Annotated in this window: 30 protein-coding genes; 10 read left to right on the forward strand and 20 right to left on the reverse strand. The window is 47.6% G+C overall.

Features of this window, described 5'->3' with window-relative positions:
• Positions 1–3 precede the first annotated feature (3 nt).
• The gene (locus QUE61_RS02130) at positions 4–441 is read right to left on the reverse strand and encodes a DUF2177 family protein (protein WP_286307305.1); all 438 of its coding nucleotides are present in this window, start codon (positions 439–441) and stop codon (positions 4–6) included.
• A 68-nt stretch (positions 442–509) separates the two neighbouring features.
• Between QUE61_RS02130 and QUE61_RS02135 the strand changes: the two genes are divergently transcribed.
• Positions 510–950, forward strand: coding sequence for a universal stress protein (locus tag QUE61_RS02135; protein WP_286307306.1), 441 nt, complete (start codon positions 510–512; stop codon positions 948–950).
• Between the two features lie 3 nt (positions 951–953).
• Here the strand turns inward: QUE61_RS02135 and ccmI are convergent, their stop codons facing one another.
• From ccmI to QUE61_RS02185, 10 genes are all read right to left on the reverse strand, one after another.
• The gene (gene ccmI / locus QUE61_RS02140; RefSeq protein WP_286307307.1) at positions 954–1,823 is read right to left on the reverse strand and encodes a c-type cytochrome biogenesis protein CcmI; all 870 of its coding nucleotides are present in this window, start codon (positions 1,821–1,823) and stop codon (positions 954–956) included.
• Positions 1,823–2,308 (reverse strand): cytochrome c-type biogenesis protein, encoded by a 486-nt coding sequence (locus QUE61_RS02145; RefSeq protein WP_286307308.1) that lies wholly within the window; start codon positions 2,306–2,308, stop codon positions 1,823–1,825. Before QUE61_RS02145 ends, ccmI begins: the two co-directional genes overlap by 1 nt.
• Positions 2,305–2,829 (reverse strand): DsbE family thiol:disulfide interchange protein, encoded by a 525-nt coding sequence (locus QUE61_RS02150; protein WP_286307309.1) that lies wholly within the window; start codon positions 2,827–2,829, stop codon positions 2,305–2,307. Before QUE61_RS02150 ends, QUE61_RS02145 begins: the two co-directional genes overlap by 4 nt.
• Before the next feature lies 1 nt (position 2,830).
• Positions 2,831–4,768, reverse strand: a complete 1,938-nt coding sequence (locus tag QUE61_RS02155) for a heme lyase CcmF/NrfE family subunit (protein ID WP_286307310.1) — start codon at positions 4,766–4,768, stop codon at positions 2,831–2,833.
• Positions 4,765–5,238 (reverse strand): cytochrome c maturation protein CcmE, encoded by a 474-nt coding sequence (gene ccmE / locus QUE61_RS02160; RefSeq protein WP_286307311.1) that lies wholly within the window; start codon positions 5,236–5,238, stop codon positions 4,765–4,767. The genes QUE61_RS02155 and ccmE overlap by 4 nt, the downstream gene beginning before the upstream one ends.
• Positions 5,239–5,253: 15 nt before the next feature.
• Positions 5,254–5,433 carry a heme exporter protein CcmD gene (ccmD, locus tag QUE61_RS02165; protein ID WP_353506492.1) on the reverse strand — a complete coding sequence of 60 codons (180 nt, stop codon included), beginning with the start codon at positions 5,431–5,433 and terminating at the stop codon, positions 5,254–5,256.
• A complete protein-coding gene (ccmC, locus tag QUE61_RS02170; protein WP_458574718.1) occupies positions 5,433–6,164 on the reverse strand; it encodes a heme ABC transporter permease CcmC in 732 nt (243 codons plus the stop codon). Before ccmC ends, ccmD begins: the two co-directional genes overlap by 1 nt.
• Positions 6,165–6,235: 71 nt before the next feature.
• Positions 6,236–6,922: a heme exporter protein CcmB gene (gene ccmB / locus QUE61_RS02175; protein WP_286307313.1), complete on the reverse strand. Its 687-nt coding sequence runs from the start codon at positions 6,920–6,922 to the stop codon at positions 6,236–6,238.
• Entirely contained in the window at positions 6,919–7,545 is a 627-nt protein-coding gene (ccmA, locus tag QUE61_RS02180; protein WP_286307314.1) for a cytochrome c biogenesis heme-transporting ATPase CcmA, read from the reverse strand. Before ccmA ends, ccmB begins: the two co-directional genes overlap by 4 nt.
• 6 nt (positions 7,546–7,551) lie before the next feature.
• On the reverse strand, positions 7,552–8,895 hold the full coding sequence (locus QUE61_RS02185) for a M23 family metallopeptidase (RefSeq protein ID WP_286307315.1): 1,344 nt from the start codon (positions 8,893–8,895) through the stop codon (positions 7,552–7,554).
• A 210-nt stretch (positions 8,896–9,105) separates the two neighbouring features.
• On the opposite strand from QUE61_RS02185, the gene QUE61_RS02190 reads away from it, so the two are divergent.
• A complete protein-coding gene (locus tag QUE61_RS02190; protein WP_286307316.1) occupies positions 9,106–9,363 on the forward strand; it encodes a hypothetical protein in 258 nt (85 codons plus the stop codon).
• Between the two features lie 46 nt (positions 9,364–9,409).
• Entirely contained in the window at positions 9,410–10,546 is a 1,137-nt protein-coding gene (locus QUE61_RS02195) for a mandelate racemase/muconate lactonizing enzyme family protein (RefSeq protein ID WP_286307317.1), read from the forward strand.
• A 60-nt stretch (positions 10,547–10,606) separates the two neighbouring features.
• On the opposite strand, the gene QUE61_RS02200 is transcribed toward QUE61_RS02195, so the two are convergent.
• The 4 genes from QUE61_RS02200 to QUE61_RS02215 form a co-directional block, all read right to left on the reverse strand.
• Positions 10,607–12,616, reverse strand: coding sequence for a TRAP transporter permease (locus QUE61_RS02200; protein ID WP_286307318.1), 2,010 nt, complete (start codon positions 12,614–12,616; stop codon positions 10,607–10,609).
• 64 nt (positions 12,617–12,680) lie between these two features.
• Positions 12,681–13,631 carry a TAXI family TRAP transporter solute-binding subunit gene (locus QUE61_RS02205; RefSeq protein ID WP_286307319.1) on the reverse strand — a complete coding sequence of 317 codons (951 nt, stop codon included), beginning with the start codon at positions 13,629–13,631 and terminating at the stop codon, positions 12,681–12,683.
• 67 nt (positions 13,632–13,698) lie between these two features.
• Positions 13,699–14,619, reverse strand: coding sequence for a dihydrodipicolinate synthase family protein (locus QUE61_RS02210; RefSeq protein WP_353506493.1), 921 nt, complete (start codon positions 14,617–14,619; stop codon positions 13,699–13,701).
• 12 nt (positions 14,620–14,631) lie between these two features.
• On the reverse strand, positions 14,632–15,561 hold the full coding sequence (locus QUE61_RS02215) for a 2-hydroxyacid dehydrogenase (protein WP_286307320.1): 930 nt from the start codon (positions 15,559–15,561) through the stop codon (positions 14,632–14,634).
• A 72-nt stretch (positions 15,562–15,633) separates the two neighbouring features.
• On the opposite strand from QUE61_RS02215, the gene QUE61_RS02220 reads away from it, so the two are divergent.
• Genes QUE61_RS02220 through QUE61_RS02230 form a run of 3 tightly spaced genes read left to right on the forward strand, consistent with a single transcriptional unit; the run spans position 15,634 to position 19,016 of the window.
• Complete coding sequence (locus tag QUE61_RS02220; RefSeq protein ID WP_286307321.1) at positions 15,634–17,418, forward strand: IlvD/Edd family dehydratase; 1,785 nt, start codon at positions 15,634–15,636, stop codon at positions 17,416–17,418.
• A gap of 1 nt (position 17,419) precedes the next feature.
• Positions 17,420–18,361 (forward strand): 3-hydroxyacyl-CoA dehydrogenase family protein, encoded by a 942-nt coding sequence (locus QUE61_RS02225; protein WP_286307322.1) that lies wholly within the window; start codon positions 17,420–17,422, stop codon positions 18,359–18,361.
• A 1-nt stretch (position 18,362) separates the two neighbouring features.
• A complete protein-coding gene (locus QUE61_RS02230; protein ID WP_286307323.1) occupies positions 18,363–19,016 on the forward strand; it encodes a cytochrome b/b6 domain-containing protein in 654 nt (217 codons plus the stop codon).
• A 30-nt stretch (positions 19,017–19,046) separates the two neighbouring features.
• Here QUE61_RS02230 and QUE61_RS02235 read toward each other — a convergent pair whose 3' ends face one another.
• Positions 19,047–19,508 carry a c-type cytochrome gene (locus tag QUE61_RS02235; protein WP_286307324.1) on the reverse strand — a complete coding sequence of 154 codons (462 nt, stop codon included), beginning with the start codon at positions 19,506–19,508 and terminating at the stop codon, positions 19,047–19,049.
• 87 nt (positions 19,509–19,595) lie between these two features.
• Positions 19,596–20,264 carry a site-2 protease family protein gene (locus QUE61_RS02240; RefSeq protein ID WP_286307325.1) on the reverse strand — a complete coding sequence of 223 codons (669 nt, stop codon included), beginning with the start codon at positions 20,262–20,264 and terminating at the stop codon, positions 19,596–19,598.
• A gap of 28 nt (positions 20,265–20,292) precedes the next feature.
• On the opposite strand from QUE61_RS02240, the gene QUE61_RS02245 reads away from it, so the two are divergent.
• From QUE61_RS02245 to crcB, 4 genes are read left to right on the forward strand one after another with little or no spacing between them, the layout of a single operon-like run.
• Entirely contained in the window at positions 20,293–20,454 is a 162-nt protein-coding gene (locus QUE61_RS02245; RefSeq protein WP_286307326.1) for a hypothetical protein, read from the forward strand.
• A gap of 53 nt (positions 20,455–20,507) precedes the next feature.
• Complete coding sequence (locus tag QUE61_RS02250; RefSeq protein WP_286307327.1) at positions 20,508–20,645, forward strand: hypothetical protein; 138 nt, start codon at positions 20,508–20,510, stop codon at positions 20,643–20,645.
• A 45-nt stretch (positions 20,646–20,690) separates the two neighbouring features.
• Positions 20,691–21,860, forward strand: coding sequence for a cyclopropane fatty acyl phospholipid synthase (gene cfa / locus QUE61_RS02255; protein WP_286307328.1), 1,170 nt, complete (start codon positions 20,691–20,693; stop codon positions 21,858–21,860).
• 24 nt (positions 21,861–21,884) lie between these two features.
• The gene (crcB, locus tag QUE61_RS02260; protein WP_286307329.1) at positions 21,885–22,271 is read left to right on the forward strand and encodes a fluoride efflux transporter CrcB; all 387 of its coding nucleotides are present in this window, start codon (positions 21,885–21,887) and stop codon (positions 22,269–22,271) included.
• On the opposite strand, the gene QUE61_RS02265 is transcribed toward crcB, so the two are convergent.
• The 3 genes from QUE61_RS02265 to QUE61_RS02275 are packed head-to-tail and all read right to left on the reverse strand — an operon-like array spanning position 22,264 to position 24,299.
• A complete protein-coding gene (locus QUE61_RS02265; RefSeq protein WP_286307330.1) occupies positions 22,264–22,788 on the reverse strand; it encodes a chromate transporter in 525 nt (174 codons plus the stop codon). The genes crcB and QUE61_RS02265 overlap by 8 nt on opposite strands.
• Positions 22,785–23,315 carry a chromate transporter gene (locus tag QUE61_RS02270; protein ID WP_286307331.1) on the reverse strand — a complete coding sequence of 177 codons (531 nt, stop codon included), beginning with the start codon at positions 23,313–23,315 and terminating at the stop codon, positions 22,785–22,787. The genes QUE61_RS02265 and QUE61_RS02270 overlap by 4 nt, the downstream gene beginning before the upstream one ends.
• A gap of 3 nt (positions 23,316–23,318) precedes the next feature.
• Positions 23,319–24,299 carry a D-2-hydroxyacid dehydrogenase family protein gene (locus QUE61_RS02275; protein ID WP_286307332.1) on the reverse strand — a complete coding sequence of 327 codons (981 nt, stop codon included), beginning with the start codon at positions 24,297–24,299 and terminating at the stop codon, positions 23,319–23,321.
• Between the last annotated feature and the right edge of the window lie 68 nt (positions 24,300–24,367).

Consider the following 24,367-nt stretch of genomic DNA (forward strand, 5'->3'; position numbering starts at 1 on the left):
AGCTTAGCCTTTGAACCAATCCCCTAAGCGCTGGGTAATTCCATACGCAAACACCGAACATGTTGCCGTTAAGAAACTACCCCAAACGATATCAACGATAGCGAGCTTACTTGGAAAATCACGAATCACGGCCAGATTGGTGAGGTTATAGGTCATATAGCAAAAGAATCCAAAAAGCGCTCCATAAATCAATGCATCCAACCACATCTGCTTTTGGAGGGCGGGATGAATCACAAAGATCAATGCGCCAAGACCATACAACAGATAAAAGCCTAAAGCGGCCATCAGATTGGGATTGGGGGACATGAGGGAACCCATTTCACTGCGATACAGGCCTTTGGCAATTCCTAATAACCAAATTAAATCAATCACTAAGAGACAAAACAGGAAGGCAAAATAGGGGATGAAATACTTGAGCATTTTGGTCAGAACCAGTCGCACAGACCGTTAATCGGACTTAACATAGTGATGTCAGTATAAATCCTTCAACTATTTCATAGGAGGTATCTATGTTTCGTAATTTAATCGTACCCGTTGATGGTAGTGATGTGAATATGAAATCGCTCAAGAAAGTAGCTGAGTTAGCAAAAGCAGATGGCGCAAAAGTGACTTTAGTTTACGTGTCTGATCCATTGCCTCCGATTGCATATGCGGATAGCACCATGGGAGTGGCTTTTACTGATACCGAACACAAAAAGACCTGTGAGGCCTTTGCAAAAAAAGTGTTGGCTAAATCTGCTGAAAAATTGGGCAAAGGATTAGTAATTGATACCCGCCATGTTTTTCATGTCAATCTATATGAAGGAATTATCGAAGCCGCCAAGAAATCAAAAGGCGATGTGATTGTGATGGCATCCCATAAAAATACTGGCCTCAAAGGGATTATGCTTGGCAGTGAAACCCATGCCGTGATCGTGCACACCAAATTGCCAGTATTGGTTTTAGGCTAGTTTCTACTTCTTTTTCTGTTGGCTCGCCTCAGTGCGAGCTGCGGCGATGTTTTCATCCATGCCTCGCGCAAACTCGCTGTCAGCAGGGACTAGGCCTTTTGCCTTTGCCCAATATTCCTCCGCCTTTTTGTAGTCACCCATTTCAAAATAAGCGGTGCCTCCCAGGGCAAGCGCTTTAAGATTATTGGGGTCGATCTGCAGGGCTTTTTGCACCAGGCGCATCGGTTCACCTTTAATGCTTTTGTTCTCAAACGCCAAGAGATCGGCATAGTCCACTAATAGTTGCGCATTATTGGGATTGAGTTCCAAGGCCTTTTTATAGGCTGCTCGGGCTTCGGTCATCCGGTTTAATGCCGCATACGATCGGCCTAACATTTGCCATCCTTCAGCGTTGTTAGGATCTTTTTCAAGTCGTTGCGCTAAACGCTCGACCATTCCCTCGATATCTTGTTGCGTCAGCTGCGGTTGGCCTTGATTAGCCTCTGGCAAGTACAGGGCCAATGGTGACCCGACCAAGAGATATAAAACAATTGCCCCAATTGGCAATGTGGTGGCAATGAAAATGGTCGACCATTTTTTCTTACGTTGATGCAACTCACCATCTAAAACAAGTTGATCGGCAGCGATTGCCCGCTCTTCTTGGAGTAGACGTTTTTCAATATCAAGTTTCGCCTGTTGTAACTGCTCGTAGCTAATGCGGCCTTCTTGATGATCACGCTCAAATTGACGTAATTGATTTTGAAGAATGGCAATATTTTCATCCTGCTCAAGGCTAATTTTTTCTGGATTGAGCTTACTTTTGCGAAACGGAATAATGATCAGTAACACCGCAACTACGGTCATCAACACAGCAATCAGGATGAAAAGAGTCATTACTGGTTTCCTAGTTTGCGGTCTAGCAGTTGTCGGGCACGCTCAATTTCTTCTGCTGAAAATGTTTCTTTAGACAGTTCTTGTTTGCGTTGTTTAATTTGCCGAACCAATAAGATGAGGCCCAGTAGCATCAGTAAGAATGGACCAACCCAGAGCATCAAGGTGGCAGCATTCAAGGGTGGGTTGTACAACACAAAGTCCCCATAGCGTTCGGTCATGTATTTCAATATCTCTTGTTTTGAACGTCCCTCGCTGAGCTGTTGGCGAACTTGGTTTTTGAGATCCACTGCGAGATCAGCATTGGAGTCCGCAATGGTTTGATTTTGACAGACTAGACAGCGTAATTCATTGGAAACCTCTAAAACTTTCTTTTCAAGCGCTGGGTTTTCAGAGACTGAAGGTGCCGCATTACTTTGCGTAAAACCTATGCTGGAAATAGCAAAGCTAAATAAGAGTCCAGTCAAAATAATAGAGAAGCGTTTCATGATTGGAGGCTAGCAATCAAAGGGATGATTTTTTTCTCAAGCGCATCTTTGGTGAGCGGCCCGATGTGTTTGAGGCGAATCACGCCAGAGCGATCAATCACAAAGGTTTCAGGAACTCCATAAACTCCATAATCAATTCCGACTTGACCTTTAATGTCAGATACCGAGAGTTGATAAGGGTTGCCGAATTGCTTGAGCCACGCTTGCGCCGCCTCGGGCTTATCTTTGTAATCAAGTCCAATCAAAGGTGTACTTTGGGTTTTTGCAAAGTCAACCAACAAGGGGTGCTCTTCTCGACACGCTACACACCAAGAAGCCCAGACATTCAATACCCAAACTTGCCCTTTCATTTGATCGGGAGAAAAACTCGTTTGCTCTTTACCAAGCACGGGTAGATTAAACATCGGAGCGGTTTTACCAATAAATGGTGAAGGTACCTCACGCGGCTTCAGTTGCAAACCGATTCCTAAAAAAATGAGTAGTACTAAAAAGATGGCGAAGGGAAGCAGGTAACGCCGCATCTTACGCCTCTTTCTTGCGATAGCGACGATCGGTAATCGCTAAGAAACCACCCAGTGCCATCAGGATGCACCCACCCCAGATCCAATCGACAAATGGTTTGTGATAGATCCGTACACTCCATTCGCGGTCATTAATTGGCTCGCCTAAGGATACATATAAATCGCGTGTCAGTCCTGAATCAATCGCAGCTTCCGTCATGGGCATTTGGCTTGCGGTATAGATACGTTTTTCAGGAAAGAGTGTGGTCACGGACTTGCCGTTTTTGCTGACATCAAACTGCCCCTGAATTGCGGCATAGTTGGGGCCATTGATGGTTTTTAACCCAATCAACTTAAAGTCGTAGCCACCCGACTGCGATACGCTACCAATTTGCATCCGCACATCTTGCTCGGTTTCAAAGCCACGCACTGCGGTGACGCCGATGATAAATACCGCTACCCCAAAATGCGCTACCAGCATGCCGTAGTAACCAGCTGGCTGAATCCGCAGGTTTTGCCACCAGGTCTTGCTTGGATTAATTCTGGCACGATCGATTAATTGAGTAACTCCGGAGCTAATAATCCAAGCAGCAATTAATAGCCCAAAGCCAATCATTGGAGTCCAAGATCGCAGGACAAGGGGGGCAATGATCGCAGAGATCGCGCTTGCTGCAAGAGCCCATTTCAGTTTCGTTGCAAGTTCAATGGGAGGCGATTGGCGCCAGCGCGCAATTGGACCCACTCCCATCAAAAATAATGCAGGTGTCATAAGCGGTACGAATACTGCCTCAAAGTAAGGCTCACCTACTGAGATCTTCCCAAGATTTAAGGCATCCAAGATCAGTGGATAGAGGGTGCCCAACAATACTGCAGCGGCGGAAACTAATAAGAGAACATTATTGACGAGTAGCATGCCCTCGCGTGAGACGGTTTCAAAGTTACCCCCAATATTGGCTTTTGGAGCTCGCCATGCAAAAAGTAATAATGATCCACCAACGATCAGACCCAAAAAGCCCAGAATAAATACACCACGCTCAGGATCGGTGGCAAAGGCGTGAACCGAAGTGATTACACCCGAGCGAACCAAGAAGGTTCCTAATAGTGATAGTGAGAAAGCCAAAATTGCCAGTAGTGCAGTCCACATTTTGAAGCCACCACGTTTTTCAGTGACGGCAAGTGAGTGCATTAATGCAGTGCCGACCAGCCAGGGCATAAACGAAGCATTTTCAACGGGGTCCCAGAACCACCAGCCACCCCAACCGAGTTCGTAATACGCCCAAGCGCTTCCAAGCGCAATACCAATCGTTAAGAAGCACCAGGCGGTGGTAACCCAAGGGCGCGACCAACGCGCCCAGGCGGCATCTAGTCGACCGGATAAAAGAGCCGCGATTGCGAATGCAAAGGCAACGGCTGAGCCCACATAACCCATGTATAAAAACGGCGGATGAATAATCATCCCAGGGTCTTGCAACAGAGGATTGAGATCGCGCCCTTCAGGAGCGGGAGGAAAAAGCCGATCAAAAGGGTTCGAGGTCAAGATAGTAAATAACAAAACACCCACACTCAAAATACCCAATACAGCCAAAATGCGCGCAATCATTTTGTCTGGAAGATGCTTGGAGAAAACAGCCACAGCTAAGGTCCATGCTGCCAGCATGAGAGCCCATAACAAGATAGAGCCTTCGTGACCGCCCCACACAGCACAGATACGATAAATCAGGGGCAAATTGGAATTGGAGTTTTGTGCCACATACAACACACTGAAATCATTTTGAATGAAGTTCACTGTGAGGCAAACGAAGGCAACTGCGACCCAAGTAAAGAGGGCCCAAGAGGCAGGTCTAGCAATGGCCATGAGATGGGGGCGATTACTCTGGGCGCCCACCATTGGAAACGCAGAGAGAATGAGCGCGGTCACCAGCGCCAAGATTAGTGCGTATTGGCCGATTTCTGCAATCATTTTTTACCCCCATACTCTTTCAGAGTGGGCGCTGCTTGAGGATCTTTTGATTTAGCTTTTTCAAGAGCCTCGGCGGCCTCTGGTGGCATATAGTTCTCATCGTGCTTGGCCAGAACTTGCTTCGCTTGAAAGACTCCGTTTTGATTGAGCTGACCTTGAGCAACCACTCCTTTGCCTTCTTTAAATAAATCGGGCAAAAGACCTTCGTATTGGACGGGGACATCGTGAGCAGTATCGGTCACAATAAAGCTCACCTTCAGACCGCCGGGGTCGCGAATAACACTACCTTCCTTGACCAGACCCCCGATCCGAAATAGTTTGTTCTTCGGCGCCTCATTGGCATAAACCTGGGATGGGCTAAAAAAGAACACCAAATTACTTTGAAAGGACTGTAATACCAAATAGGCTGCAACACCTAATGATGCCAGACCACCAGCGATCGCAAGACCGCGTTTTGTACGGGGTTTCATAAACCTCTATTTTGCCTAATTTCTTTGGGACTCGCGCATTTCAGAAATTAGGGTTTTTCGAAGGGCCTTATTCCGACTTCGTAGCAGGGCTATCTCAATCACCAGCACCAAAATTGTGACCAGGTAAGACCCCCAAACGAATAGGGCATAGCCACCCATGTGAAGAAAGTCGGAGAAGCTTGACCAATAAAACATTACAGAACCTCCTTGACCCAGTCGGCATGGCGCTCCCGGTCTAGAATGAGGTTACGACACCGATACAGGGCAACTGCAATTGAATACATCCAAAAAGCAAAAACCATGATGAGCATCCCAGTTAACATCTGTGTGGCCATCGTAGGGGCTTTGGCCAAACTTACGGAGGCTCCTTGATGGAGGGTATTCCACCATTTAACCGAAAAATAAATGATGGGGACATTAATGACCCCAACAATCGCTAATAATGCTGCGCTTCGGTCCGCTTTTCGAACATCTTCGATGGATGCGTGGAGCGAAAGAAAGCCAAAGTACAGAAAAAGCAACACGAGCTCTGAGGTGAGGCGAGCATCCCAGACCCACCAAGTACCCCAGGTTGGCTTACCCCAAACGGCACCAGTCCACAGGGCAATGAAGGTCATGATGGCTCCAGTGGGGGCTAGGGAGAGGGCCAGCATACTTGCTAAGCGAGCATTAAAAATGAGTCCAATCGCTGCCCAAAATGCCATGACCAGATAAATTAGCATCGACATCCAGGCGGCAGGGACGTGGATAAAAATGATGCGATATGAGTCACCCTGTTGATGATCGGTGGGCGCAATACCTAAACCAATCACTAAACCAATGATGGTCAGGATCATGCCACTCACCACAAACCAGGGGATTAGCGATCCAGCAAGCCCATAAAAACGTTGTGGGGCAGCATACTTAAACCAATTTAGATTGAGCAAAGACAAAGTAGTAAAACCTAACTGATTAATTGACTGAAAAGTATTGTAAGTCGATTGCGTTTGATCGTCTTTTATTCCAAGGCAATCCGAATGCTAGCAGCGCTGGCAAAGGGGGCTAAAAATAATGCGATGATAAGCATAGCGCCAAGTAAAGAAAAGTGGGCCTCAATCCCAAGACCGCTCTGGTAAGAATCAACTGCCCCGGCTCCAAAAATGAGGACAGGAGTCACTAACGGCAAAATGATCAGGGCCAACAGGGTCCCGCCACCCCGACTTGCCAGTGTTAATCCGGCGCCGATCGAGCCAATCAGGCTGAGGAGTGGAGTTCCAAGTAGTAGCGAAAGAAATAGGATGCCTACCGTATCCATCGGTAAATTAAATTGCAAGGCAAGGATTGGTGAGATGAGGGCAAGTAATAGGCCGCTGCTTATCCAATGCGCAATCGTTTTAGCAAGCACCACGAGTGGTAAGGGAAGGGCGGTTAGAGCAATTTGATCTAAAGACCCATCGATAAAGTCCTCTGCAAATATTTTATGAAGCGATAACATTGCCGCTAACAAGGCGGCAATCCAAAGCATGCCCGGCGCAATTTGCATCAATAGGTTTTGTTCTGGTCCAATACCTAAAGGAAAAAGACTTGCTACTACTGCAAAAAAGATGAGGACCGCAAGGCTATCGCTTTTGCGCCGTAGAGCAAGTCGTAGGTCGCGCGCAATCACGCCTTGGAAGATTGCAAATCCGGAAGCGCTTTGACTCATAGTTCCAACCGAATCACACAAGGGTCGCCATCGATCTGTAACTCTTGATGGCTACTAAGTGCCACGATCCCTCCATGATTGACATGGTTAATTAATAAGTTTTGTAATGCAAGGTTTGACTCTCGATCCAAGGCGTTGAATGGTTCATCCAAAACCCAAATTGTTTTTGCTTGAGGAAGACGTAAGCGACTAAGCGCGATGCGTTGCTTTTGGCCTTGCGATAAGGTGCGAATAAAACGATGGGCTTGGCGATCTAAGCCTGCCTCGTGAAGAGCCTGCATCGCCTCTTCATTGGAAATCGATTGTCCACCTAGTAATGCCAATGACATTAAATTCTCGATCGCACTAAAGTCTGGCTTCAGGGCGGGGGCATGCCCAAGATAAATCAGCTCGCTATGAAATTGATCCCGGTCCTCGGTGATTGGATCGGATCCCCAAAATACCTGCCCAGCATGGGGTGAGAGTAGGCCACAAAGAATACGTAGAAGACTGGATTTGCCTGAACCATTATCCCCAGAGATTCGCAGCATAGACCCTGGTTTGATTTCAAGACGCAGATCTTCAAATAAGGTACGACCTCCGCGCACGCATGCAATGGACTCGAGCCGTAAGGGTTTAGACATGCGTACTCATTCTTTGGGGATACTGCCTAACATTAACAGCTGTTTGGTGAACGAGCCACTATCGCTTGGGCGCATGGTCCACAAATCGAGCTGAATTTTTGGGTTATAGGGATCGACATAGATGCCATTTTTTCGTAATTCGTAATGCAAATGCGGGCCGGTGGAACGACCAGTGGAGCCAACATAGCCAATCTCCATCCCGCGCCGAATATCATTGCCAACAACTAATTCATTATTGTAATTACTCAAGTGGGCGTAATAGGTTCGATAGTTGCCTGGATGATCAATGATGATCAGTTTGCCGTACGCTCCGCTGTATCCTAGAAATGCGACTTTCCCGTTGGCCACACTAAATACCGGTGTGCCAGTAGGTGCCGCATAGTCAATACCCATATGGGTTCGATAGCGTCGATCCTTGCCTTGGGCTTGTGGATGATTGGGATTGGTTTTTGAACGAATCGGAACTTGCCCAACACCTCGCGAGATCCGTCGATAGCTGAGAGGGTTAGTCCAAAAGCTACGCTCAATGGAGTCGCCGTTGGCAGTAAAGAATGATCCCGGAATATCGTCACGATCTAACCAAAACGCATCAGCGAGTACTTGATTGGTTGCAAGGTTCAGAATCTCGACCGCCCAAATTTGCGCCCACCGATCCCGATTACCAAAATCAACGATGACACGCACTTGTTTGGGACTATTCTCTAACGAGGCAGAGTCATCTGGATAGAGTTGCTTTACGATTGAATTGAGCTCCCAGGCAAGCTCAACTGGTAATTTATCCCCTAAACGTTGGGGGTCATACAGAACCTCTTGCAATGGAATAAATAGCTCTGTCCAGAATTGCATCTGGGATGCTAAGTTTTCTTCTTGAACTAAGAACCCCCCAAACCCGGAGGCAGTAAAAGTCAAAATCTGTGATTTCTCATTCCGGCTTGGTCCATTCATAATACTGAGTGACTCAAAGCGACCCCTTTTTCCGAAAGCAACAACATAAGGGATGCATGGACCACTTGCGGAGTCGAAGAACCGACCCGTTTGATTCTTGAAATACTCCAAAAACTCAGGATCGTTGATTCCGATCCGACTCGGAAGATTGCTTTCTCGAAAGCCTCGAGTTAGACAACCACGTTGCACCTGAAAATCAGGTAGTGCATCGAATTGACTGTACTCCTCGGTACCGGGATCGGTTAGCTGTTGGTTTTGCTCTGCAGCCGATTTACTCTGCAAGCCGGAGCCACTATTAACTGTTTTACTTTGGGCTCGTTGATTGACCTGAATCCCCTTTTGGGGGGCAGTCACTTTTTTGTTCGCCGGATTCGATTTGGTATTTTGGTTGGATTGAGACAGCACTAGCTGATTGCAAAGTATGAGACCAATTCCAAAACATACTTTGCCCCAAAGAGCTAAAGATCGAATACCGAATCGAGAGATATGGGTTTGATGCACACCACGATTATCCAATATCAAGAGGGATAATCGAAGGATTTATGCCGTAGTGCAACATTTTTGCATCCAAAAACTAGGTATGATCAGGCATTGACCTTATGGGAGCGGTAATCAATGCAAGCTGTGATTATTCGTCTGCTGACCGCCGTCTATGTATTGAGCACACCTTTCTCGCAGGCTTGGGGCAAAAGTTGCTCAGAACAATTGGCTCCACAAAGTACCGCTCGCCCAGGATCCAAGTCCGTGAGCTACGACGATTGCGTCAAGCAAGCTCGCATGGATTGCGAGCGAACTGCACGAGATCGTAAGTTGATCGACGTGGCCAAAGAAAGTTTTATGAAACGCTGCCTCGCAGAATCCATCGGCAAATAATCGATACAATCATTTTCTTTGATTGGTTAACCAAAAAGAGGAAAAAATGCCGATTATTGAATCCGTTCAAGTGGCTAGCGTGCCAGTTCCCTTAGATGTTGTGACATCGTTTGCGACTAGGACCGTGAGCGAGCGCCATTACTGCATCGTTAAAGTTCGCAGTAAAGATGGTCATGAGGGGGTTGGTTTCTGTTACGTGGGATCTGCCGCAGGTAGCATCGCCAAAGTGGCCGTTGAGCAATTATTAGCTCCTAAATTGATTGGGCAGAATAGCCATCGCAGCGAAGGTCTGTGGTCTGAGATGTATGCGGAGTCGATTTTGCAGGGCCGTTCAGGTGCTGTCATGCGTGGCATCTCGATTCTGGATACTGCAATTTGGGATCTCAACGCCCGCTCAGTTGGTTTGTCCCTCCATCAATACTTGGGATGCGTGGTAGATGATCGTGTTCCTGCCTATGCCAGCGGTGGTTATTACTTAGAAGGGAAAACTCCAGCCAAATTAGGCAAGGAGATGGAAGCGTTTGTGAAGCTCGGCTTTAAGGCGGTGAAGATGAAGGTTGGTCGCCTATCACCTCGCGAGGAGGAGGCTCGAGTCAAAGCCGCTCGCAGTGCAGTTGGTGATGATGTCCTTTTAACGCTCGATGCGAATAATGCCTGGCGCGATTTGCCAACCGCCATGGAGTATGTACGCCGCTTTGAGAAATACAATCCCTATTGGTTAGAAGAGCCGTTTTCTCCGGATGCGATCGACTTGCATGCCCGCTTAGCAAAAAATACAACAATTACGATCGCCACTGGCGAAATCGAAGTGGGTCGTTGGCGCTTTCGTGAGCTGGTTGATGCTGGTGGCGCAACCATCCTGCAGGCGGATGCGGCAGTATGTGGTGGCATTAGCGAATTCAGACGAATTGCTGCGTATGCTGATTCCAAAGGGATTACGGTTTGCCCGCATTGGTTCCATGATCTGCATGCCCCATTAGTTGCAGCAACACCTAATGCCCGCTTTGTAGAGTTTTTCCCAGATAACCAAGTCTTAAACTTTAGACGTCTCATTAATAAGCAATTGGCATTTAAGAACGGTGATCTGATCTTGCATAAAACACCAGGTTTAGGATTTGAGTTTGATGAGGTGGCGGTCAAAAAATACGCCGGCAAATCCGCTTGGACGACGATCAAAAAATAGTACGAAACGAATCATAAAAAAAGCCGCTTGATGAAAGCGGCTTTTTGATTGATAACCCGCCTAGGCGCTGGGCTTAGCTTTAAAGTACTTAAAGAACTGCAGAATCAGTACTAAACCAAATCCAGCAAAGCCAATCATATCGGCAGTTGGCGAGGTATAGGCCAACGCAACACCAGAAACAATCATCAAGGTACGCTCAAGAATATTCGTCTTCTCAATAAACCAACCTTGCAGACCACCCGCCAGGGCCACAATTCCGACAATAGCGGTTAGCGTAGACCAAACAATCTCCATCCAATTCGCTTGGGCCAAAGCAGTGGTAGAGCCCATGAGTAAGAGGCTAACCCCTGATTTATCGAGCACGAACATAAACGGTACCAAAATTGCAGGCGCTACGTATTTCCAGCTTTGCAAGGTTGTTTTATATGGATTGCCCTTACAAATTGCTGCCGCCGCAAAGGGCGATAGGGCGGTCGGTGGCGAAACCTCCGATAACACTGCGTAGTAAAAGATAAACATATGCGCTGCAAATGCGGGTACGCCTAAGTTAATAAGTGCGGGTGCCGCAATCACAGCACAAATAATGTAGGAGGCAGTAACTGGTACAGCAAGACCCACAATCCAAACAATGAAAGCAGTAAAAATAGCGGTGAGTAATAAAGACCCGCCCGCATACTGAATCACAATCGAGCTGAACTTTAAGCCTAAACCCGTTAATACCACCGTGCCCACAATCAGACCGGCGCCAGCGCAGGTTGCCGCAATGGCTAAAACACCGGTTGAGCCAGAAGCGAGCGCCTTGGTTAAATTAGAGTCATAGAGTCCTTTAAAGATGGGTTGTTTACCCATAAACCAATCATACGGAACGATGGCTGTATCTCGACGTAACATACTGCTTAATGCAGAAATGATTGTTGCCCACAGCACAGACATGACGGGCGTAAACCCCATCAACATAAATAGAACGATTGAGATCAGCGAGAAGAAATGAAACCAGTATTTTTTACTGAGAGACCATGCACTTTCGACCGCCTCAAAATGCATCGCTTTCATGCCGTATTTACGAACATCGATTTCCACCATGGTGAAAAGTCCGAGATAAAACAAAATGGTCGGAATGATCGACATTAATAAGACATCGAGATACGATATTTTTAAAAAGTCAGCGATTAAGAAGGCGGCTGCCCCTAGTACCGGTGGGGAAATAATCGCTCCCAAGCCGCCAGCCGCTAAGAGGCCGCCAGCCGCGTTTTTCTCGTAACCGACTTTGTTTAGCATGGGAGCCGCGACAGAACCAACGGTGACGGTGGTGGCTACACCAGAGCCAGATGGACCTCCAAGCAGGAATGAAGATAGAACAATGGTCCGTCCTACTCCAGATGATTTGCCACCCATGGCGGCAAACGAGAAGTCAATAAAGAACTTACCGGCACCCGTAAATTGCAGGAATGCCCCAAAGATCGTAAACAGAATAATGAGTGTCGCTGATACATCAACGGCAGTGCCATAGATACCCTCAAGAGTCATATACATAAACCCAACCAAACGATCAACCGAATAGCCTTTATGAGTCCATGGGGCCGGTAATGAGTCACCAAATAATGCGTAGAGTAAAAACAAAATAGTGACGGTGAGCAAAATCATTCCGTTGGTTCGGCGAACGGCCTCCAAAATCAATAAGATAAGTACTGATCCAAAAACGATATCGGTTGGGTTGGGTGCGGTGTTGCGATCACCAAAATCATCCCCGCCAGAAATTGCGTAATACGCAATCGCAATCGACGCAAGCGCGCAAATAATGTCCCACCACATTAGGCGATTTTTATAACGCGCCATGAGGGGGAAGCTTAAGAAAACTAGAAATAGAACAAAACTAACATGAACAGTGCGCAAAACTTGGGTTGGAACAATGGAATAGGCGGCATATAGGTGAAATAGAGACATACCGACCGCGACCAAGGTCAAAAAGATTGCAAAGATCCCTTTGTAATGATTGGAGTCGCCCTCTTCTTGTTTGATGAGCGCGTCTAATTTTTCTTGGGTTGCGCTATCGATTGCATTTTGGCTCATGGTTGTTGGTCTCTATTAGAAAATGGCCGCATTAGCGGCCATTCAAGCAAAACAAAAAAACGAATTAATTTACTTTAATGTTTTTCTCTTTGAAGTACTTCAAAGCACCAGGATGAAATGGAACTGGTGTCGAGGCAGCTTTTTGACCTTCGGGGGTCACATTAATGTACTCAAAGTGTGAACGAACCAAATCGATCTTGTTATCAAATACAGCCTTCACAATGTCGTAAGCTTCTTTTTCAGACATCTTTGAGCTGGTGACCAAGATATTGGCAACCGAGATCACATTATTATCTTTATCCATGCCCTTGTAGGTGGTCTTTGGAATCACATCTTTAAAGTAGAGGTTGCCATATTTTTTATTCATAGCATCCACTTCTTTAGAGTGATCGATCATTACGATCTTGGTGCCGGGGGTATTCGCTAGATCAGTCACTGCGGCGGTTGGTAAGCCACCTACCCAGAAGAACGCATCAATCTTGCGGTCCTTTACTGCATTGACGGACTCTGCCACTCCAAGACGCTCACGCTTCATGTCTTTATCTTTATCAAGACCAGCAGCCTCAATCACACGAAAAGCCATTACTTCAGTGGCGCTACCAGGACTTCCAGTGCTGACTCGCTTGCCTTTTAAATCTTGCATCGTTTTGATACCCGAAGCCTCGGTGGTCACAATGTGCATGCGATTGGGATAGAGAACCAATAAGGTATTGAGGTCAACCTTTTTGCCTGAGAACTTGCCTTGGCCAGTTTGCGCATCTTTAGCGGCATCGGCCATGGAGAAGCCAATATAGGGCTTGCCGGTGCCAATCAGGTTGAGGTTATCTACCGAGCCGCCAGTCACCTCAGCAGTCGCAGACATGCCGGGTACTTTTTTAGATAGAACAGCTGCTAAGCCGCCGCCCATAGGGTAGTAAACGCCGCCAGTGCCGCCAGTCGCTACCGAAAGATTTTGTGCTTGAACGCTGCCCCAAAGCAGTGCAATGCACAGTGGCAACAATTTAAGTAATTTCATGAAGTTATCTCCTGGGATCATTATTTATAGTTACAACAGACTATAAGTCTATACCAATTTAATTAGGCTAAAGCCCCTCCATCTGGAAGTTCATTTTTTGCAGCTCGTGAACCAGTTTGTTTTGCTGCTCTGCATCGAGGGGTAGTAGAGGAGGTCTCACCCGGAGCCATTCAGGATCACCACTGAAGTGCGCGACTGCTGCCTTCATCCCAGGAATCATCGGGAACTGGGCAAAAATGGCCCGCACTGCCGATAGGGACTCTTGTAAGGTGTCTGCCCCCGGTTCTTGCCAGCGCGCCGCAAGCTGGGCAATCGCCTTCGGATTGACATTGGCAGTGGCTGAGATACAACCCACACCCCCAGCTTTTAAGGTGCGCAGTAAAAACACCTCACTACCTGCATAGACCCGAAATCCTGAACCCGCCAACGCTTTAATCACAGATTCGGTATAAGGCCAATCCCCTGAACTATCTTTCATCCCAATGACGGTGTTGGGATAAGCCTTCACTAAGCGCTCCAACAGAGAAAGACTCAGACCAATTTTGGTGACCGGGGGAATGTTATAGACATAAATCTTTAAATTTGCATCAGCAATCTTTTCAATGACGTCTGCGTAAAACGCAAATAAACCATCATCGGAAACATCTTTATAGTAAAACGGTGGCAGCATTAAAACGCCTGCGCAACCAGCATTTACCGCGGCTCGTGTCATGACTACTGCATCATCAACCGAGCAGGCGCCAGTACCGGGCATCACATTATTTGGATTGAGTCCGCCATCAATCAACTCCTCCAACACCATGATCTTTTGGCGTGCCGACATGGAATTTGCCTCGGAGTTTGTTCCAAACACCGCTTGACCCACTCCGTGACTTTGCAGCCATTGGCATTGCCGCAGGAGTTTTTTGGAATTCGGGCCACCATCGGCATTAAATGGGGTTAGAACCGGGGATAGAACGGCAGAAAAACTTGAGGGATGTACGGGCATCACAATCTCCAATTACATGGCAATAGGGGTTGGTAGAGGGCGTTGATTAAAAAAAGCATCGAGATTATCAACCGCAAGGTTCGTCATCGCTTGACGCGTCTCTTGGGTGGCACTGCCAATATGCGGCGTCAGTAAAACATTAGGAAGCCCCAGAAAACGCTGATCAGGATTTGGCTCATTTTCAAATACATCCAAGGCGGCCCCAGCAATGATTTGGTTTTGCAAGGCGAATAGCAGATCCGATTCATTGACGACACTTCCGCGAGCAACATTAATCAAGTAGGACGAGGGACCTAAAGCGTCGAGTACCTCTTTGTGAATCATGCGCTCGGTTTCTTTGCCGCCGGGGCAACATAGAATCAAGACATCGCTCATGCTTGCTAGTTCAATTAATGAGGAAATGTAGGGATAAGGCAGGTGCTTGTCATGCGGACCATGGTAGGCAATCTTTACCTTAAAAGGCATAAGGCGAGTTGCCAGCTCTTGACCAATTCTTCCCATGCCTACAATCCCGATTGTTTTGCCTGCCAAGGAAGTTGTAAATGGAAACGCCCCTTTACTCCAATTTTTATGAAGTACAAACTCATGCGCCTTCGGAATCTGTCGCAGTAGAGCAAACAACATACCGATCGTCAGCTCGCATACTGCATCGTTGAGCACCCCTGGGGTGTTTGATGCCATGATGCCCTTTTGCTTTAAATAATCGAGCGGTAAATTGTCATATCCAACGCCACAGCAAGCAATCATCTTGACCTGGGGCAATTGATCTAAAAGAGTGGTTGTGATGGGATAGCTGGGCCTTGTCAAAATCGCCTGAACATCCTTTTGTGGAATGAGGCCTTGGGGGTCGGGCATCATGACTGGCGTTAGGCGGCGCAAGACCTCATCTTGCATGATTTCAGGGAAAAATCCCACTTGTAATACGCTATTGACTGGAATCATGTCTCGATTCTATTTTTATTGGAATAATGTGACATTGTAAGTCGATATTTTTAACATTTTGGATACCACCCATTGAGCACTAATAACGATCCTAAAGCTGCATCGAAGAGCGCACCCCAAGCTGGAATTCGCAAGGGCCTCACACGGTATGGCGATACCGAATTTTCTCTATTCATGCGTAAAGCCTTTATTAAGGCAATGGGATTTAGTGATAGCGCCCTTGACCGACCGATCATCGGAATCACGAACACCTATAGTGACTTCAACCCTTGCCATGGCAATGTGCCACAAATGATAGAAGCGATTAAGCGAGGTGTGATGCAAGCAGGAGGGATGCCGATGGTGTTCCCAACGATTTCCATTCATGAGTCGTTTGCATTTCCAACCAGCATGTATTTGCGCAATTTGATGGCGCTTGATACTGAAGAGATGATGCGTTCGCAACCGGTGGATGCCGTGGTACTCGTTGGCGGTTGCGATAAAACAATCCCTGCTCAATTAATGGCCGCTGCCAGTCTTGATGTGCCAGTGTTATCAATTCCAACAGGCCCGATGCTGACCACCTTGCATCAGGGCGATCGTTTAGGGGCTTGCACCGATTGCCGTCGTTATTGGGGAAAGTTTCGGGCTGGGGAAATTGATCAAGCAGAAATTGATGAGATCAACGGTAAATTAGCGCCTACCACTGGGACCTGTATGGTGATGGGCACTGCCAGTACCATTGCCTGTATGGTTGAGACCGCTGGTTTGAGTTTGCCTGGCACAGCCGCTGCTCCAGCAGTCACTGCAGAACGCTTTCGTTTATCGGAGCTCACCGGCCGCAGAGCGGTTGAGCTGGGTAAAACGGCGAGCGAGGGTCGCTTCTCGCCCCGCACCATCTTAAGTCCCGAAGCGTTGACGAATGCGCTTGTGGTTCTGCATGCGATCGGCGGTTCAACTAATGCGTTGATTCATTTCACGGCGATCGCAGCACGTCTGGGAATCAAACTGGATTTGGAGCGCTTTGATCGCCTGGGTCGAAATATTCCAGTCTTGGTGGATTTAAAGCCTAGTGGTTCGCACTATATGGAGCACTTATACGAAGACGGCGGCTTGATGGGTGTCTTGCGAGAGTTAAAACCCCATTTGTACCTCGATTGCCTAACGGTATCTGGCAGAACATTGGGTGAGGAGATTGACGCCGCAAAAGTTACCAAAGCCCGCAAAGTAATCCGGATTGCGAGTGAACCAATCTACCCTGTCGGTGGCTTGGCTGTTTTGAAAGGTAATTTAGCACCACGTGGGGCGGTAATTAAGCATTCCGCAGCTAGCCCCAATTTGCTAAAGCACCGCGGTCGGGCGGTCGTGTTTAAGTCCCTCGAGGATTTGGCTTTGCGCGTGGATAGTCCAGATCTGGACGTCATGGCAGAGGACATCTTGGTCTTACAAAATGCTGGCCCCAAAGGTGCGCCGGGTATGCCTGAAGCGGGTTATTTGCCGATCCCCAAAAAACTCGCTCAAGCTGGCGTTAAGGATATGGTTCGGATCTCCGATGCCCGTATGAGCGGCACCGCCTTTGGCACGATTGTCCTGCACGTTACTCCAGAGTCAGCCGAGAACGGACCACTTGCCATCGTTCAAGATGGCGACATGATTACGCTAGATGTTGAAAAACGGCTATTGCAATTAGAGCTCGATGATGCAGAAATTGCGCGTCGAATCGCCGCTCTTGAAACGCCAGCGAAGCGCTTGAATATCCCAAAAACGGGCTATCGTCATCTCTATCAAACGACGGTTACGCAAGCGGATGTCGGGTGTGATTTTGACTTTATGGTTCCCGCTGCACACGGCGTGGTTCCACTACTAAAGGGAAATTGAGATGTTATTTAATCCAGCCGAGACTAAAGTTTTAATTGTGGGTGGCGGAACCATGGGGGCCGATGTTGCTCTGGTCTGTGCTCGCGGAGGGTGCGCAACCCAAGTATTTGAAGCAAGCGCTGAACGCCGCGCTGTGCTGCCCAATTATTTTGAGACTAAATTACAAGAAATTGCTTATCCACAACGGCTGCACTTACTGTCAGTGGTTGATTCGCTCAACCATTTTGATTGGTCCGAAATTGATTTAGTGATTGAGTGCGTTCCAGAAAAGCTTGAAGTTAAGCAGGATTTATTTGCCCAACTCGAGCAGGTAGTTAATCCTGAAACCGTTCTAGCAAGCAATAGTTCTAGTTTTCCCATTAGTGAAATTGCCAAAGGTTTAAAAAGTCCTGCTCGTATGATTGGCCTGCATTTTTTTATGCCCGCACATTTAGTTCCCTGTGTAGAGGTGATCTATGGTGAAAAAACCTCGCGTTTGGTGGCAGAGAGTTTGAGTCGTTTAATGACCGCGTGTGGCATGGTTCCGGTAACGGTTAAAAAGGACTTGCCCGGCTTTTTGGCCAATCGGCTGCAACATGCACTTTCGCGTGAAGCCTTTGATCTTATTGATGCAGGGATTGTGACTCCTGAAGATATTGATAAAGCAGTGCGCTTTGGTTTCGGGTTCCGTTACTTGGCGGCCGGCCCAGTATTGCAGCGTGATCATGCCGGCGTTGAGATTCATGCGGCAGCTGGAGCTAGTATCTATCCCTCGCTCAATAATAAGGGCGAGATTGCACAATGCCTGAAAGAAAAAGTCGACTCCGGAAATCTCGGAATGAAAACAGGTCAAGGGTTTTATTCCTGGGATGCCGATGCGATCAAAGCTGAGCGCCAGCGTTACGATGATTTACTGCGTGCCGGATTGAAGCTCTTGCAAAAAGAACTTCCTGAAATCAAATAAAGTGAGCACGCTGGTTCGCGTTTGGGATTTGCCAACTCGCCTATTTCATTGGGCTTTGGCGATCTGCATGGTGCTCGGTATCGTGTTTGTCAAAATCGGTGGCAATGCCATTCAGTGGCATGCTTATTGTGGATATACAGCGCTTGCGCTGATCTTATTTCGGGTGATTTGGGGTTTTGTGGGCTCATGGCATGCACGTTTTGCCAATTTCATTCCCAGTCCATCAAAGCTGATCGCCTTCCTTCGAGGTCAGGTCGATGGCGGTCTTGGCCATAACCCACTTGGCGCGCTCTCGGTGATTGCCTTACTAACCGTGATTTTGATTCAGGCTCTGACAGGCCTGTTTGCCGATGATGATATTTTTTTCCAGGGACCACTTGCAAAATATGTATCAAATAGTACGGTTGCACTACTCACTAGTATTCATCGCTTCAATCAATACCTGATCTTTGCATTGGTCGGGCTGCATATTGCCGCAATCTCGTACTACTATTTTGTTAAGCGAGAAAATTTAGTCCGACCCATGGTCACAGGGGACAAATCAATTGCAACTAAATCACCGTTAGCGGTAGAGATTGATTCGTTTCGCCAGCGCATGATCGCGCTGGCAGTGTTCTTGCTAATTAGCCTCGGCCTATATATTTTGATCGCCTGATCAGATTATCCAAGCCGAGTTATCAAGAGGTTATTTCTTGCGGAAATCGTCGTGACAGGCTTTACAGGTTTGACTTGTTGCCCCTAGAGCCTTTTTCAAGTTCTCCGGATTGCCCGATTGGGCCGCAGTATTGAGCTCTGCAACGGCAGCTTGCATCCGATCAGATGCTGTCTTGAATTTGGCGCTTTCCTTCCAAATAGCTGGTTCAGCCTTGCCACCTTCGGTGCCAGGACCAAATGCTTGCCAAGGCATGCTTGAGAGCGTGCTAATGATGGCGGCATTGCGGACCACATCCTCTTTGTTGTAAGGAACCTCACCTTTCACCACCGCAGCAAGCCTGCCCATATGGGCGCCCATCAGGGCAAAGGCGCTTTGGCGATATTTGATGGCATCCTCTGGCTTAGCAAATTGGGCCATCGCTGGGGCAGCCAGGGTAAGGGCAAGGGCTGGGATAAGAACTTTAATGGAAATGCGAAGTGATTGAGTATTCATATATCCTCCATGAGACTAATCAGAATTAATTCAAATTCAAGAATACTCTAATTTTGTGATCAGGATGTGGCAGGCCACGCAAGTTCACTAAGCGCCAAAAATCATCCTGATGGGGTAGGTGAGGCCCCGAACGATTGAGATAAAAAACTCACTCAAAGGAGCCATCCACCATTGAGAAATAACTCCGGTAAACACGAGGCCCAAGACAATAAAAAAGCCCCAGGGCTCTAATTTGCTTAATAGCAGAGCTTGGCGGTACGGCAACAACCCTGCCAGAATACGTCCACCATCTAATGGGGGGAGGGGAAATAAATTAAAGACCAAGAGGCCAATATTCCAAAAGACGCCTGCTTTGGCCATGGAGATCAAAAACGGCTCATTAATACCTGACCCTTGAAGCACGATCCAGGCAACAGCCCAAGCGATCGCCTGAAAAAAATTAGAGCCAGGCCCGGCGAGCGCCACCCAAATCATATCGATCCGAGGGTTGCGTAGATGATCAAAGCGTACTGGAACCGGTTTGGCGTAGCCGACTAAGAAAGGGGAGTTTGCCAAAATCAGTGCTATGGGGATTAAAACGGTGCCAATCGGGTCAATATGTTTGATAGGATTTAGTGTGACGCGACCAAGAAGAAAAGCCGTGTTGTCGCCAAAGCGTTTGGCTGCATAGCCATGAGCAGCCTCATGAATCGTAATGGCAAAAACCAAGGGAATCGCATTAATTGCAATAGCTTGGATAGAATAGTCAGAAATCATATTAAGATCATATCGAGAGGAGACCATTGTGACCGATGAGAAGAAACCCCTAGTTAAATCCGCCGTGAAAGCGCCTAAGCTTCCAGCCCGCCCACCGGTCGGGAAGGGCCCTCAAAGTATGGGGGGCAAGCCACAACAAGGATTTGGGGGTGGTAAGGGCATGATGCGCAAAGCTGGTCGGGGCCGATAATCACCTAAAGTGTGGATAATATTGACTATATCGTTTAGACAAAGGGGCAGACCATGAACGAATGGCAGAACGAGAGCAAAGACGTCATCAATAAGAAGATCATTACATTGATTGTGATGTTGGCAATCGCTACGAGCCTGGCGATTTTGTTTGCCTTGGTCTCCGCCCATATGGGTTACGTATTTGGTTAAATACCAGTGCTTTTAGCACGATGAAGTAAGTCGGTAACGCTTGTCATGATGTCAAGTAATTCCGCAAGTTATTCACCTCCCGGGGGTATTAAAGCCCCGGCTGCACTCGAACAAATCCTTCAGCAAGCCGGTATCGCCGTCAATGGTATTCAGCCTTGGGACATGCAAGTTCATGACCCGATGGTTTTTGATCGGATTCTGCAAACATGGTCCCTAGGGCTCGGAGAATCTTACATGGATGGTCAGTGGGACTGCCAGCGTCTAGATGAGTTCTTTTATCGTTTGATGCGCGATGATCTAGATGAAAGCGTCCAAGGTTTTGCCAAAGTTCGCCTTCTTTTTGAGATCGCCCGCTCAAAACTATTTAATTTGCAATCCAAAGATCGAGCCTTTCAGGTGGGTGAGCAGCACTATAACGCGGGCAATGATCTGTTTGAGGCTATGCTTGATCCACGCATGACCTATTCATGCGCTTACTGGGCCCATGCGAAGGATTTAACCGAGGCACAAGAACATAAGCTTGATCTGATTTGTAAGAAACTACAGTTAAAGTCAGGCGAGTCGCTCCTAGAAATCGGCTGTGGTTGGGGCGGGCTGGCTAAATTCGCAGCCGAGCGCTATGGTGTGAACGTTTTGGGCATCACCGTATCTAAGGAGCAGCAGGCCTTGGCTATCAAACGCTGCCAAGGCTTGCCGGTCGAAATTCGCTTAATTGATTATCGAGATCTGTCGGGATCGTTCGATAAGATCGTATCGGTGGGGATGTTTGAACACGTTGGGCAAAAAAATTATGCGGACTACTTTGATATCGCCCATCGTTTACTCGGCGATCAAGGAATCTTTCTGCTGCACACCATTGGCAGTTATGCAACGGTTAAAAAAACCGATGCTTGGATTGATCGCTATATATTTCCGAATGGACATTTGCCGTCTTTAGTGGAGCTATCGCAAGCATTAGAGCGCCGGTTCTTGGTCGAGGATTTGCATAACTTTGGGCATGATTACGATAAAACGCTGATGGCGTGGTTAAGTAATTTTGAGCGTGCTTGGCCGCTGTTACAAACCCAGTATTCCAAGCGTTTCTATCGGATGTGGCGGTATTATTTGTGCTGCTGCGCTGGATTTTTTCGCTCTGGCCAAGGGCAACTTTGGCAACTGGTGTTGACCAAGCGGTCTCGCGAGCAAACCTATCTGGGCTATCGGCCCAGTTTGTAATCCTTCATAATCCCAGTTATGGGAATGTCTACCGCTTCTGTATCGCTCATCGCCATCTTTTTTGGAGCAGGTCTTGGTGCGCTCTTGCGCGCCTTACTCAATGTTCTTACAGAATCATTTTCTTCCGTGATTCCAATGGGGACATTGATTGCAAATCTTCTTGGTGCATATTTGGTTGGTATTGCTCTGGCATATTTTATTGATCAACCATCGATTTCACCCCAATGGCGTCTCTTTATCATCACTGGGTTTCTGGGTGGTTTAACCACGTTCTCAAGTTTTTCTGCTGAAGTTGTGCAACTGATGCAGCGCGATCAGTTGTTGCTCGCTTTGGGCCTCGCATTCATGCATGTCTGCGGATCCTTATTGCTAACCTTTCTAGGGATTTGGAGTGTCAACGCACTTAAATAAATCCAAAAAATCCCAGGATTGCACCGAGGCCAATTAGATAAAGAGGGTGGCGTTTACTGAGTAAGACAAACAGAATGCTAAAGATGGTTAATGCATAGGCCGCCCAATTACCATTAATCCGAATAGCAATTTGCCAGGCAGATGCAAGCACTAAGCCAACCGCAAGGGCGCTTGCAGAGTACTCAATGGTTTTCTTCCACTGCAAATGCTGCAGTTTGGCGATCACCCGCTGTAAATAAAAAATCAAAATACACGACGGCCAACAAACAGCTAGAGTTGCCAAGAGGGCGCCCGCTAAGCCAAAGGCATTCCAGCCAATTAAGGTGACGGTCAGTAGGTTGGGGCCGGGCGCTGCCTGCGCAATTGCAAAATAATGAATGAATGTTTGCGGGTCAATCCAGCCCTCTTGATTAACCGAAATGTCATACAGAGTTGGGAGAAGGGCATTGACCCCGCCAAATGCAATTAATGAGAATAAGGACAGTTTGATAAACAGTCCTAAGAGGCCGATCATCATCGCGCTTTTCTCCAAGCGACTAGTAGCGCAAGTGGCAAGGTGATGGCGACGACCCAGCCAAGCGCTAATTGATAGATGGTGGCGATCACGATACTAATTGCAATTACTATCAGCATCGGTGGGTAACCCAATTCATCTTTGAGCATCTTAAATCCCGTAGCGGCGATTAAGCCAACGCCCACGGAAGAGATACCTCGCAAAATGCCCTGTACGCGCTCAAACTCTCCAAAGTGGTCGTAGAGTAACGCTAGCAAAATCACAACGGTCATGGGAGCCAGCATTAACCCCCCAACAGCGGCGAATGCTCCTCGTACGCCTCCAAAACGCTCACCCACACACACTGCAAGGTTAACAATATTGGGACCGGGAACTAACTGACAAACTCCCAATAGCGCATTGAATTCTTGAGAGCTGAGCCACTGTTTTTGCTCAACCAAGGTTCTCCTAGCCCACGGCAGAACGCCACCAAAGCCCGATAAACCAATGAATGTAAACGTAATAAATAAACGAGCTGGGCTGTGCCGCATAGTTTATGAATTGACAGGGTATGGCATCGGCACGGGCTTACCATGAAGCCAAGCATCAAGTGTGTCAACGAGTCCCGTAGCAAAGGTCTTAAAAATAGGTTCAGCCACAAAGCCAAGATGGGGGGTCATGAGTAAATTTGGAATGCGATGCAGTTCGGAATCTTTTGGCAGCGGTTCTTGATCGAAGACATCGAGGGCAGCCTGTCCTGGTCGACCACGCTTCAGTGCTGCGATTAAGTCTTCGGTCACAATGAGACTCGAGCGTGAGGTGTTGACCAACAACGAGTCATTGCGCATCATCGCCAAACGATCTTGATGCATAAGTCCTTTGGTGCGCTCGCCAGCTACCAAATGCAAACTCACAATTTTTGAGGTTTGCAGAACCGTTTCCAGTGGCAAGAACTCACACCCAGCTGCATTCGCACGCTCCTTGGTCATATTCGGGCTCCAGCAAACTAATTCCATTCCAAATGCGGCACCTACTTTGGCGACTAAGCTGCCGATGCCGCCTAGTCCAATAATGCCAAGACGTTGACCGTGAAGCATGGGTAATACAGACTGGGCATTACGCCACTGCCCGCTAGCCATCATCTGGGATTGATTGACCATCTGTTTGCTTGCAGTAAGAATAAGAGCCCAAGTTAGTTCAGCAGTGGTTTCTTTAGAGGGTCCGCCGCGCGTGCACGCAACCGTTACCCCTTGGTTTAGTAAAGCTGCATGATCGAGTAAGCCATTGCGGACCCCAGTAAAAACAAATAACTTGAGGTTTGGTAGGCGTTTGATGAGCGATGCATCAAATGGGGAGCGATCGCGGATTAATGCAATGGCATGCGCATCCTGCACCGCCTGGAAGAGCGATTCACCATTAAGGGGCTCATGAAAAAAACGCACATCGGCACGCGCTTGAATTTGCGACCAATCTGCATAGTGTTGTAAGCAGCGTTCATAGTCTCCTAGGACGGCAATGATGGGTTTGGTATGCATAGGAATTCGGAGAATTAATTAATAAATCGATGATAATTGATGTTTAAACGTGATTCTGAGGAAGCAAA

The sequence above is a fragment of the Polynucleobacter sp. HIN5 genome, assembly GCF_030297555.1.
Lineage (GTDB): Bacteria > Pseudomonadota > Gammaproteobacteria > Burkholderiales > Burkholderiaceae > Polynucleobacter.